This window comes from Roseisolibacter sp. H3M3-2, assembly GCF_029211165.1.
Classification (GTDB): Bacteria; Gemmatimonadota; Gemmatimonadetes; order Gemmatimonadales; family Gemmatimonadaceae; genus Roseisolibacter.
This window is the reverse complement of sequence record NZ_JARGEK010000143.1, coordinates 1-11,161: the sequence shown is the minus strand read 5'-3', so window position 1 is coordinate 11,161 and position 11,161 is coordinate 1. Positions and strand designations below refer to the sequence as shown.

The following is an 11,161-nucleotide window of genomic DNA, read 5'->3' as shown; positions in this document are numbered from 1 at the left end:
CCGACGCCCGCCGCGCCGCGCGCGCCCCGCTAGCGCGCCCTCGCCCGCGGCGCGCTCCCGTTCGCGGTGGTGGCGGCGTCGGGGTTCGTGATCGGGTACCTGATCGTGTACCTGTTCATCCTCCCGACCGCGCTGGTGCCGAGCGACCGCCCGGTGCCGAACGTGGTCGGGATGCTCGACACCGACGCGCGCTCCACGCTCTCCGAGTCCGGCTTCGTCGTGCAGCTCGGCGAGCAGCGCCCGAACGCCTCCGTCCCGCCCAATACCGTCGTCCGGCAGTCCCCGGTGGCGACGACGCGCAAGCCGAAGGGGAGCACGGTGACCATCGACGTCGCCGTGGAGCCCTGAACTCAGATGCTGCGGGCTGCGGGCTGCGGAAGAGCCATCGGTGCCCTTCCGCAGCCCGCAGCCCGCAGCGGAACTCACGATGCCCGTCCAGATCGCCCCGTCCCTCCTCAGCGCCGACTTCGCCCGACTCGCCGACGACATCGCCATGTGCGAGGCCGGCGGCGCCGACATGCTGCACGTCGACGTCATGGACGGGCGGTTCGTTCCCAACCTGACGTTCGGCGCCAAGGTGATCGAGGCGGCGCGGCGGTGCAGCGACCTGCCGCTCGACGTGCACCTCATGGTCGTCGAGCCCGAACGCTACTTCGACGACTTCGCGAGGGCCGGCGCGTCGATCCTCACGATCCACGTGGAGACGGCGCCGCACCTCGACCGGCAGCTGGCGCGCATCCGCGAGCTGGGGTGCAAGGCCGGCGTGACCCTGAACCCGGCGACCCCGCTGGCGATGGTGGAGGAGGTCGTGGGCGAGATCGACCTGCTGCTGATCATGAGCGTGAACCCCGGCTTCGGCGGGCAGCGCTTCCTGGAGTACAGCGTGGACCGCATCGCGCGCGCGCGCCGCATGCTCGACGCGGCCGGCAGCCGCGCGCGGCTGGAGGTCGACGGCGGGATCACGCGCGACACGATCCTGCGCTGCACGCGCGCCGGCGCCGACACCTACGTGGCCGGCGCGGCGGTGTTCGGCGCCGCCGACCCGAAGGCCGAGATCGGGGCCCTGAAGCGCGCCGCGCTGGAGGTCGCGTGACCGCGCGCGGGCAGTGGACCGTCGTCGGCATCGTCGTCGCCGTGCTGGCGGCGGGGCTGTTCGCCGCCACCCGCTTCCTCGGCGACGAGCTGTACTCGGTCGAGGTGGGGAGCCGCGCGCCGGCGTTCGCCGCCGTCACGCTCGACCCGACGCCCAAGCCCGTGTCGCTCGCCGACTACGAGGGGCAGGTCGTCCTCGTGAACGTGTGGGCCACCTGGTGCCCGCCGTGCCGCGAGGAGATGCCGAGCATGCAGGCGCTCTACAAGGACTTCGCGCCGCGCGGCTTCAAGATCGTCGCCGTCAGCATCGACGACGCGGGCGCCGAGCAGAAGGTGCGCGACTTCGTGAAGGAGTTCGGGCTCACCTTCGACGTCTGGCACGACCCCGAGGGGCGGATCCAGAAGACGTACGCGACCACCGGCGTCCCCGAGAACTTCGTGATCGGCGCCGACGGCACGGTGCGCAAGAAGGCGTACGCGCAGGACTGGAACTCGCCCGAGAACCGCGCCCTGGTCACGCAGCTGCTGGCCGAGGCGGCCGCGGGCCGCTGACGTGTCGCGCGAGGACTGGACGCTCGGCCGCGGCGCGGCGGCGCTGCTCGCGGTGGTGCTGGCGGTCGTGCTCTGGCTGACCGTGCACCTGGAGCGGGCGACGCACGACTCCTCGGTGGTCGAGGCGGCGCGCGAGGCGGCCGCCGGCACGACCGCCGAGGCGACGCCGTGAGCCGGGGCGGCCGCCCGCTGCGCGTGCTCGGCATCGAGACGTCGTGCGACGAGACGTCGGCGGCGGTGGTGGCGGGGCGCGGCGACGACGTGGCGCTGCGGTCGCTGGTGATCCTGTCGCAGGACGTGCACGCGCTGTTCGGCGGCGTGGTCCCCGAGCTGGCGAGCCGCGCGCACCTGACGAGCGTGGTCCCCGTGGTGCGCCGCGCGCTGGACGACGCGGGACTCGGCCCGCGCGACCTCGACGCGGTGGCGGTGACGCACGCGCCGGGGCTGGTCGGCGCGCTGCTGGTCGGCGTCAGCTACGGGAAGGCGCTCGCCCACGCCGCCGGCGTGCCGGTGGTCGGCGCGCACCACATGGAGGGGCACCTCTTCGCGACCGCGCTGGAGCACCCGGACGCGGTGCCGCCCTTCACCGCCCTGCTGGTGTCCGGCGGGCACACGCTGCTGCTCGACGTCGCGGCGTGGGGGGAGTACCGCCAACTCGGCGCGACGCGCGACGACGCGGCCGGCGAGGCGTTCGACAAGGTCGCGAAGCTGCTCGGCCTCCCCTACCCCGGCGGGCGCCACGTCGAGGCGCTGGCGCGCACCGCGCCCCCGCCGCGCGGCGGCAAGCCGCGCTTCGCCCGCCCGATGCTGCGCGCCAACCAGGCGCCCGACGACGCCGACTACTACGACGTGTCGTTCAGCGGGCTCAAGACGGCGGTGCTGCACGCCGTGCGCGACGCCGAGCGGCGGGGCGCGCTCGACGCGGAGCGGGCGGGGATCGCGCGCGACTTCCAGGACGCGCTGGTCGAGACGCTGGTCGAGAAGACCTACCGCGCCGCGCGCGCCCACGGCCGCACGCGCGTGGTGCTCGGCGGGGGCGTGGCGTGCAACGGCGCGCTGGTCGCCGCGATGCGCCGCCGGCTCGAGCCGCGCGGCGCCGCCGTCTTCGCCCCCACCCCGCGGCTGGCCACCGACAACGCCGCCATGATCGCCCGGGCGGGGCTCTTCCGGCTGGAGCGGGGGGAGACGGCCGACCTGTCGCTGAACGCGTACGCGGCGCTCCCCATCCCCGGGCTGTCGGGGGAGCGTCGAGCGTCGAGCGGGTAGCGTCGCGCCGGTCCGCGCGGGGCGCCCCCTCCCCCGGCCGGGTATGTTGTTCCCTCGACGCTGGACGCTCGACGCTCGCCCCCTCCCGTTCATGATGCTCGCCGCCCCCTACGTCCACGCCCCGTTCTCGATCGACATCGGGCCGCTGCAGCTCACCGGCTTCGGGCTGGCGGTGCTCGCGGCGTTCTGGCTGTCGCAGGTCGTCGTGATGCGCGAGCTGACGCGGCGCGGGCACGACCTGTACTCGCAGACCACCCCCGACGTCGTCTTCGCGGCGCTGCTCGGCTTCCTGATCGGCGCGAAGCTCTACTTCGTCGTGCTGACCGGCGACCCGGGCGCGATCTTCAGCCGCGGCGGCTTCGTGTTCTGGGGCGGCTTCATGGGCTCCGTCGCCCTCTGCTTCCTGACCATCAAGCGGAAGAAGCTGTCGTTCGCGCGCTACGCCGACGTGGCCGGGATCGCGATCGCGGGCGGCTACGCGGTCGGGCGCACCGGGTGCTTCGCGGTCGGCGACGACTACGGGCGCCCCTGGGGCGGGCCGCTCGCCTTCACCTTCCCGCAGGGCGCCCCGCCGTCGACGGCGGCCAACATGCGCGACCTGTTCGGCATCCAGATGCCGGCCGGCACCAGCCCCGCCGAGGTGATCGCCGTCCACCCCACGCAGTTGTACGAGACGGCGATGGGGTTCGTGATGTTCCTCATCCTGTGGCGCCTGCGCGACCACGCGCACGCCGAGGGGTGGCTGTTCGGGGTCTACTGCGTGCTGGCCGGGGTCGAGCGCTTCATCGTCGAGTTCTTCCGGGCCAAGGACGACCAGCTGATCGTCGGCCTGACCTCGGCGCAGATCATCGCGATCGCGATCGCCGTCATCGGCGTGGTGGTCATGATCGTCCGGCGGACGCCGGGCCCGGGGGCGCCCGGGATCCACGCGGGCACCGGGGGCGGCACGACGCCCCGCGCCGCGGCCGCGCCCGCCTGAGCGGGCGCCGGGGAATCCCGAGTGCGATTGACGGCTTTGTGCACGGGTGTCAGATTGTCGGGGCGCGGTCCGGAATCCCTCCGGATGGCGCCCCGTCCCGTGAGCGCCGCCCCGTGCTGAGCCTGTTCGCCCGCCGGTCCCGCCCCGCCCGTCCGCTGACCGTCGTGTCGGCCGACGCGTCGTCGAGCGCGACGGACCCGGCGGCCGCGACGCCGCCGGGCGCCTGCCCGCTGGCCGCCTGCGCCCCCGGCGCCCGCGCGACCGTGCTGGCCCTGTGCTGCGGCCACCAGGAGGCGTGCCGCCTCCGCGCCCTCGGCTTCAGCGAGGGGACGCAGGTCGACGTGGTCGACGCCCGGCACGCGATGCTGCTCGACGTGCGCGGGACGCGCCTGGCGCTCGGGCGCGCGCTCACCGCCGGCATCACCGTCCAGCCGCACGCGGCGGGCTGACGGTGGCCTCCCCGCCCCTCGCGGCGGGCGACCTCGGCGCGCGGCACCCCGGGAGCATCGGCGGCGGAGGGAGCAGCGCGGCCCCGACGGCCGCCCCCGCCCGCCCTCTGCGGGTCGCCCTGGTCGGCAACCCGAACACCGGCAAGACGACGCTGTTCAACGCCCTCACCGGGCTGCGGCAGCGGGTCGGCAACTTCGCCGGCGTCACCGTCGAGCGGCACGAGGGGCGCTTCCGCACCCCCGACGGGCACGCGGCCCTGCTCCTCGACCTGCCGGGGAGCTACTCGCTCTCCGCCGGCTCCCCCGACGAGGCGATCGCCCTCGAGGTGCTGATCGGGCGCGGGCGCGACGTGCCCCTCCCCGACGTGGTGGTGGTGGTCGCCGACGCCCAGCACCTCGAGCGGAACCTGTTCCTGGCGAGCCAGGTGCTCGAGCTGGGGCTGCCGGTGGTCGTGGCGCTCAACCAGTTCGACGCCGCGACGGCGGCCGGGATCACGATCGACGTCCCGGAGCTGATCCACGAGCTGGGCGTCGCGGTGGTGCCCACCGTCGCCAAGCGCGGCGAGGGGATCGAGGCGCTGCGCCGCGCCATCGCGCAGGCGCCCGCGCTGCCGGCCGACGGACGCCGGTTCGCGCTCCCCGAGGCCGCCGAGTCGGCGCTGGCGCCGGTCGCGGCGCGCCTCGAGGATGCGGGGCTCCCGCCGTCGGCGGCGCGCATGGAGGCGCTGCGCCTGCTCGGCGTCGCGCACCCGGAGGCGCATCTCGCCGACGTGGCCGAGCTGCCGGCGCTGCTGGCGCGCGCGCGCGCGGCCATCGCCGACGCCGGGCTGGTGCCCGAGCGACTGGAGGCGGAGCTGCGCTACGGGTGGATCGGCGGCGTGCTCGCGCGCTGCGTGACGCGCCGCGCGCCCCGCGGCCGCACCGCCACCGACCGCGTCGACGCCGTGGTGCTGCACCGCGTGTGGGGGCCGGCGATCTTCGTCGCGCTGATGGCGCTCGTCTTCCAGTCGATCTTCACCTGGGCGACGCCGCTGCAGGACGCGATCGAGGGGGGGATGACGTGGCTGGGCGGGCGCGTCGGCGCCCTGCTGCCGCCGGGCGACCTGAACTCGCTGGTGGTCGACGGCGTCATCGCCGGCGTCGGCGGCGTGCTGGTGTTCCTGCCGCAGATCGCGCTGCTCTTCCTCTTCATCGGCTTCCTCGAGGACAGCGGCTACATGGCGCGCGCCGCGTTCCTCATGGACGGGCTGATGCGCCGCGTCGGGCTGCACGGCAAGAGCTTCATCCCGATGCTGTCGGGATACGCGTGCGCCGTCCCCGGCATCATGGCCGCGCGCACGGTGGAGAACGAGAAGGACCGGCTGGCGACGATCATGGTCGTGCCGCTCATGAGCTGCTCGGCGCGCCTCCCCGTGTACGCGCTGCTGATCGGCGCCTTCGTGCCGCCGGTCGCGGTGCTCGGCGGCGCGCTGACGCTGCAGGGCGTGACGATGCTCGGGATGTACTTCCTCGGCACGGTCACCGCGCTCGGCGTGGCGGCGCTGTTCAAGCGCACGCTGCTGCGCGGCCCGGCGCGCCCGATGATCCTCGAGCTGCCGCAATACCGCTGGCCGAGCGCGAAGAGCCTGGCGATCGGCGTGTACGGGCGCGCGTCGCTGTTCGTGCGGCGCGCGGGCACGGTGATCCTCGCGCTGTCGATCGTGCTGTGGGCGATGGCGACGTACCCGAAGACGACGCCCGACGCGTCGCTCCCCGAGGCGGCGCAGCAGGAGCAGCAGCTGGAGCGCTCGTTCCTCGGGCGCGTCGGCCACGCGATCGAGCCGGCGGTGCGCCCGCTCGGCTACGACTGGAAGATCGGCGTCTCGATCGCCGCCAGCTTCGCGGCGCGCGAGGTGTTCGTCAGCACGATGGGGACGATCTACGGCGTCGGCAGCGAGGGCGAGGCGGCGCTCCCCGACCGGCTGCGCGCCGAGCGCGACCCGGAGACCGGGCGCGCGACGTACACGCCGCTGGTGGCGATCGGGCTGATGGTGTTCTACGTCTACGCGCTGATGTGCATCAGCACGATGGCCGTCACCGTCCGCGAGGCGGGGGGTGGGCGCGTGGGGTGGCGCTGGGCGGGGGTGCAGTTCGCCTACATGCTGGCGCTGGCCTGGGGCGCGGCGTTCGTCGTCTACCAGGGCGGCCGGCTGCTCGGCTGGGGGTGAGTCGATGGACGCACAGACGCTGGTCGTCCTGCTGATCGTCGCCGCGGCGCTCGCCTTCGTGGGGCGGCGCGCGTGGGCGGCGCTGCGGCCGCGCAAGGACGCGGCGTGCGCGTCGGACTGCGGGTGCGGCGACGCGAACGCCGGGACGCGGGACTGGTCCAAGACGTGAGGCGCGGCGCCGCCGCGGCGGCGCTGGCCCTCGCGTGCGCCGGGTGCGCGCACGGCGTGCGCGACGGGGTGCGGACGCTGGTCACCCCGACCACCGCCGTCGCGACCACGAACGGCGCCAACGCGAGCCTCATCTTGGCCGCGCGCACCGACGCCGGCGTCGTCGTCGTGGACCTCGGCTGGCGCGGCGCCGAGCGGGCGCTGGACGGGGCGCTGGCGTCGCTGGGGGCCACGCGGCGCGACGTGGTGGCGGTGCTGCTGACGCACGCGCACCGCGACCACGTGGGGGCGTGGCGGGCCGTCGCGCACGCGCCGTTCCACGTGGGCGCCGGCGAGGCGGCGCGGCTCGCCGGCCGGACCCCGCACCGCGGGTGGATCCCGCGACTCGCCGACCGCCTGCGGCGCCCCGACCTCCCCGACGCGCGCGTGCGGGTGCGCGAGGTGGCCGGCGACACGGCGCTGGTGTTCGGGCGCGACACGGTGCGCGCCTTCGCGCTGCCGGGGCACACGGCGGGGAGCGTGGCGTGGCTGGTGGGCGGCGTCCTGCTCGTCGGCGACGGGGCGTCGCACGGCCCGCTCGACGGCCGGCACCGCCCCGCCCGCCGCGGCTTCTCCGACGACGCGGGGGCGGCGCGGCGCTCGCTGGCCCGGCTGCGCGCGGCCGTCGCGCCCCACGTGGTGCGGGCCGTGTGCACCGCGCACGCGCGCTGCGCCCCCGCGGACCCGGCGACGTGGCGCCGACTGGGCGGGTAGGGCTGGACTCCGGGCGATCTTCGGTGTACGTTCGGGATTGATGCGCGTCCCGGGTTGGACACATCTTGCACCATCGTCCAACCGTGGAGAACGCATGCCCGTCCAGCCGGCGGTCCCCGGCCGCCCAGACCCCGAGGCTCCCGATGCGCTCTCCGCTCCCGCGCTGCGGACGTTCTTCCGGATCGCCGACGTGTGGCGGCTGACGCCGGGCGAGCAGATGACGCTGCTGGGCGGGCCGCCGCGGTCGACGTTCTACAAGTGGCGCGAGGGGAGCGTGGGGCGGCTGCCGCGCGACGTGCTGGAGCGCGTCTCGTACGTGTTCGGCATCTACAAGGCGCTGCAGATCCTCTTCCCCGACGCGGCGCGCGCGGACCAGTGGATCCGCCGCCCCAACGCGGCGCCGCCGTTCGGCGGGCGCTCGGCCCTAGACCGGATGCTGTCGGGGAACGTCGGCGACCTGTTCGTCGTGCGGCAGTACCTCGACGCCCAGCGCGGCGGCTGGCCGTGAGCCGCGCCGCCGGCGTCCCGACGCCGGCCGAGGTCCCCGTGACGGCGGTGCGGTGGAAGCCGTGCTACCGGGTGGTCCCCAGCCGCTTCCCGCCCATCAACCTGTTCGAGCGCGTCGCCGACCCGGCCGACCTGGACGCGGTCTTCGCGGTCGAGGCGCTGACCGACGACCGCGTGCGCGCCGAGGTCGGCGAGCTGTCGCTGGTGCCGCCCGAGGAGCGCGTGACGGGGCCGGGCGCGGGGTACGTGATGGCGCCGTTCACGCACGTGGCGCCGCCGGGCGGCCGCTTCTCCGACGGCACCTTCGGCGCCTACTACGCGGCGCGCACGCTGGAGACCGCGGTCGCCGAGACGACGTACCACCGCGCGCGCTTCCTGGCCGCGACGCGCGAGCCGCCGATGGAGCTCGACATGCGCGTGCTGGTGGCGACGCTCGACGTCGAGCTGCACGACGTGCGCGGGCTGGCCGCGGAGTTCCCCGCCCTCTACCGCCCCGACGACTACGGCGCGTCGCAGGCGTTCGGCCGCGCGGCGCGCGCCGCCGGCTCGTGGGGGATCGCCTACGACAGCGTGCGCCACCCGGGCGGCGAGTGCGCCGCCGTCCTCCGCCCGCGCGCCGTCGCGCAGTGCCGCCAGTCGCTGCACCTGACGTACCGGTGGGACGGGGCGCGGATCGCGGACGTGTACGAGAAGCGGGATTGGCGGCCTCGCCGGGGGTAGCTTCGACCGCTGAACTGCGGGAGTCGTGACTGCGGGAGTCGAAAGAGCGGGAGTCGTAACGGCGCACTGCGCGGTAGCGACTCCCGCTTTGGTGACTCCCGCAGTCACGACTCCCGCTCTATCCCGGGCTGTCCGCCTCCAGGACGACGACCGCCGCCGCCGTAGTGTCCGCGTGCGTGAGCGACAGATGCATCCGCACCACCCCCAGCTCCGCCGCGCGTTCCGCGGCCCGCCCGTGCAGGCGCAGCGTCGGCCGGCCGTCCCACTCGACGACGACCTCGATGTCGCGCCAGCCGATGCCGCGCGCGTGCTCGGTGCCGGCGAGCGCCTTGTAGGCGGCCTCCTTGGCGGCGAAGCGCGCGGCGAGGTGGCGCGCGGGCTCGGCGCGGCGGGCGGCGTAGGCGGCCTCGCCCTTGGTGAACAGGCGTGCCATCGCGCGCTCGGCTTTGTCCTCGAGCAGGCGCGCGACGCGCGCGATGTCGACGAGGTCGAGCCCGACGCCGACGATCACGCGTCCCTCATCGGCCGGCGCGCAGCACGTACAGCGTCTGGCGGCGCGACTGCCCGCCGGCGCGCGCCAGCACGAGGAAGGCGCCGTTGGCGACGCGCTCGTCGAGCGACCAGGCCACCTCGTCGGACGCGCCGTCGGCGGCGCCGCGCCACACCAGGCGCCCCGTGAGGTCGTAGACCAGCACGTCCCCCGCCGCGCCGAGGAAGGGCCAGGTGAAGCGCACGCGGTCGCCGCGCACCGGGTTCTCCGACGGTGAGAAGGCGACCACCGTGCCGGGCGGCGGCGCGACGCGCGGGAGGTGCGCCGCGACCGCGACGTCGTCGACCTCCCACAGCAGCCCCTGCGCGCGCAGCTCGAGCGCCAGCGCGGCGCCGCGCACGCCGGCGACCTCGCGGCTCTCCGGGTAGTAGACCGGCGCGTCGCCGGCCAGCGTCATCACGCGCTCGGGGAACGTCTGCCCGCCGTCGCGCGACAGCCACACCGTCCCCACGCGCGACGGGCCGAAGGCGTCGCCGAAGTGGCGCGACCAGAGCGCGACCGTCACCGTGTCGACGTCGTCGGGGACGCGCACGGCGGGGGAGCGCAGCGCGCCGCTCCCGATCGACCGCCACGCCGCGCGCCCGGAGTTGGCCCCGCCGTCGAGCGTGAAGCCGCGGGGCGTCCACCCGGTGTCGGCCGGCTCGGCGCCGCCGGCCAGCACCACGTGCGCGCGCAGGCTGTCGCGCCCCGCGCGCACCGTCAGCTCGGCGAGGCGCGCCGCGAGCGTGTCGCTCACGGTGCGGCGCTGGTGGCGCCCCCCCACCGCGTCGTCGGCCGCGCGGCGCGGCGCCCCGTCGACCGTGGGGGCGGCCGGCGCGCCGACGGCGCGCGCGCGCACCGTGGGCGTCGCCGACTCGAGCGCGACGCGCGGCACGCCGTAGCCCGTGGTCGGCGAGCGCCAGCGGAGCGGGTCGCCCGCCGCCTCGATGGCGTCGAGCGCGAACGGGAGGTTGTCCTCGAACAGCGTGCGCAGCCGCGCCTCGTCCTCGGGAAACTCGAAGCCGTAGAACGTCGCCCCCTCCATCCCGCTGGAGATCTCGGGGGTGAAGGCGAGCGTGCCGTGCGCGACCGACGCGAAGTCGGTGTACTCGCCGTTGGTGGGGTACAGCTGCCACGACGGCTCCGGGCGCTGGTAGCCGAACGGCGCGCCCGGCAGGCGGTCGCGCACCGCGGGGCGCTCGTCGGTGCCGGCCAGCGCGCGGTACACCGACAGGTCGCCGGGCAGGAGGCCGTAGCGCCACCCCTCGGGATACAGCAGCAGCCCGGCGTAGGTGTGGTAGCTCACCGCGACGACGGGCGGGTGCCGCGCGTGGAAGCGCTCGATCGCCTGCACCTCGGGCTCCGAGGCCGCCGACGGGCCGCGGTACACCTCGGTGCGCGGGTCGGGCGACGAGCCCACGTCGTCGACGCCCCACCGCACCGAGTGGTTGCGGTTCAGGTCCACGCCGACCACCGGGCGCCCCGCGAGCACGCCGAACTGGCGCCGGTTCTTCCGCCAGAGGCGGTCGGTGGTGTGCGAGTACTGGTAGCCGTCGGGGTTCACGACGGGGACGACCCACACGTCGCGCCGCTGCAGCAGCGAGTCGAGGCGCGCGTCGCCCGCCGGCGGCGCGGCGAGGTGCCGCAGCAGCCGCAGCGCCATCTCCGTCGCCGCCCACTCGCGCGCGTGGTAGGTGGCGAGGAAGACCACGTTCGCGCGCCGCGGGTCGTCCCCCGCCGGCCCCACCTTGGCGGCGAGGACCGGGCGCCCCTCGGCGGTCGTGCCGAGCGTGTCGAGGCGCACGCGTCCGCCGCTCGCGCGCGCCAGCGAGTCGAGGAAGGCGGGCACGCCGCGCGCCGGGTCGTCGTACGGGCGGAAGATGCGCACCTGTGCCGCCTCGGCCGCCGCGCGCGCGGCCCCGCCGGCGCGCGCGTCGGC

At 75.8% G+C, this 11,161-nt stretch carries 14 protein-coding genes; 12 read left to right on the top strand and 2 right to left on the bottom strand.

Annotated features, from left to right (window positions below; genetic code table 11):
* The first annotated feature begins 69 nt into the window (after positions 1 to 69).
* The 12 genes from PYV61_RS13055 (at position 70) to PYV61_RS13000 (ending at position 8,693) form a co-directional block, all read left to right on the top strand.
* Entirely contained in the window at positions 70 to 348 is a 279-nt protein-coding gene (locus PYV61_RS13055; protein ID WP_275832173.1) for a PASTA domain-containing protein, read from the top strand.
* Between the two features lie 79 nt (positions 349 to 427).
* Positions 428 to 1,093 carry a ribulose-phosphate 3-epimerase gene (rpe, locus tag PYV61_RS13050; protein ID WP_275832172.1) on the top strand — a complete coding sequence of 222 codons (666 nt, stop codon included), beginning with the start codon at positions 428 to 430 and terminating at the stop codon, positions 1,091 to 1,093.
* Entirely contained in the window at positions 1,090 to 1,644 is a 555-nt protein-coding gene (locus tag PYV61_RS13045; protein ID WP_275832171.1) for a TlpA disulfide reductase family protein, read from the top strand. The genes rpe and PYV61_RS13045 overlap by 4 nt, the downstream gene beginning before the upstream one ends.
* A 1-nt stretch (position 1,645) precedes the next feature.
* Positions 1,646 to 1,816: a hypothetical protein gene (locus PYV61_RS13040; RefSeq protein WP_275832170.1), complete on the top strand. Its 171-nt coding sequence runs from the start codon at positions 1,646 to 1,648 to the stop codon at positions 1,814 to 1,816.
* Positions 1,813 to 2,910, top strand: coding sequence for a tRNA (adenosine(37)-N6)-threonylcarbamoyltransferase complex transferase subunit TsaD (tsaD, locus tag PYV61_RS13035; RefSeq protein ID WP_275832169.1), 1,098 nt, complete (start codon positions 1,813 to 1,815; stop codon positions 2,908 to 2,910). Before PYV61_RS13040 ends, tsaD begins: the two co-directional genes overlap by 4 nt.
* Positions 2,911 to 2,953: 43 nt before the next feature.
* Positions 2,954 to 3,889, top strand: coding sequence for a prolipoprotein diacylglyceryl transferase family protein (locus tag PYV61_RS13030; RefSeq protein WP_275832168.1), 936 nt, complete (start codon positions 2,954 to 2,956; stop codon positions 3,887 to 3,889).
* Positions 3,890 to 4,002: 113 nt separating this feature from the next.
* Positions 4,003 to 4,338 (top strand): FeoA family protein, encoded by a 336-nt coding sequence (locus PYV61_RS13025; RefSeq protein WP_275832167.1) that lies wholly within the window; start codon positions 4,003 to 4,005, stop codon positions 4,336 to 4,338.
* Between the two features lie 2 nt (positions 4,339 to 4,340).
* Entirely contained in the window at positions 4,341 to 6,545 is a 2,205-nt protein-coding gene (gene feoB / locus PYV61_RS13020; protein ID WP_275832166.1) for a ferrous iron transport protein B, read from the top strand.
* Between the two features lie 4 nt (positions 6,546 to 6,549).
* Positions 6,550 to 6,714: a FeoB-associated Cys-rich membrane protein gene (locus PYV61_RS13015; protein WP_275832165.1), complete on the top strand. Its 165-nt coding sequence runs from the start codon at positions 6,550 to 6,552 to the stop codon at positions 6,712 to 6,714.
* On the top strand, positions 6,711 to 7,466 hold the full coding sequence (locus PYV61_RS13010; protein WP_275832163.1) for an MBL fold metallo-hydrolase: 756 nt from the start codon (positions 6,711 to 6,713) through the stop codon (positions 7,464 to 7,466). The genes PYV61_RS13015 and PYV61_RS13010 overlap by 4 nt, the downstream gene beginning before the upstream one ends.
* A 94-nt stretch (positions 7,467 to 7,560) precedes the next feature.
* A complete protein-coding gene (locus PYV61_RS13005; RefSeq protein WP_275832161.1) occupies positions 7,561 to 7,974 on the top strand; it encodes an MbcA/ParS/Xre antitoxin family protein in 414 nt (137 codons plus the stop codon).
* The gene (locus tag PYV61_RS13000) at positions 7,971 to 8,693 is read left to right on the top strand and encodes an RES family NAD+ phosphorylase (protein ID WP_275832159.1); all 723 of its coding nucleotides are present in this window, start codon (positions 7,971 to 7,973) and stop codon (positions 8,691 to 8,693) included. Before PYV61_RS13005 ends, PYV61_RS13000 begins: the two co-directional genes overlap by 4 nt.
* A gap of 118 nt (positions 8,694 to 8,811) precedes the next feature.
* On the opposite strand, the gene PYV61_RS12995 is transcribed toward PYV61_RS13000, so the two are convergent.
* Positions 8,812 to 9,204 (bottom strand): holo-ACP synthase, encoded by a 393-nt coding sequence (locus PYV61_RS12995; RefSeq protein WP_275832157.1) that lies wholly within the window; start codon positions 9,202 to 9,204, stop codon positions 8,812 to 8,814.
* Positions 9,205 to 9,211: 7 nt separating this feature from the next.
* Positions 9,212 to 11,161: M14 family metallopeptidase (locus PYV61_RS12990; RefSeq protein ID WP_275832156.1), on the bottom strand; the 1,950-nt coding region annotated here is incomplete at its 5' end.

Bases quoted from the DNA above. Each gene is read 5' to 3' on its own strand.
- PYV61_RS13005 (WP_275832161.1), top strand. From the start codon at position 7,561: ATGCCCGTCCAGCCGGCGGTCCCCGGCCGCCCAGACCCCGAGGCTCCC.
- PYV61_RS13015 (WP_275832165.1), top strand. From the start codon at position 6,550: ATGGACGCACAGACGCTGGTCGTCCTGCTGATCGTCGCCGCGGCGCTC.
- PYV61_RS13030 (WP_275832168.1), top strand. From the start codon at position 2,954: ATGTTGTTCCCTCGACGCTGGACGCTCGACGCTCGCCCCCTCCCGTTC.
- rpe (WP_275832172.1), top strand. From the start codon at position 428: ATGCCCGTCCAGATCGCCCCGTCCCTCCTCAGCGCCGACTTCGCCCGA.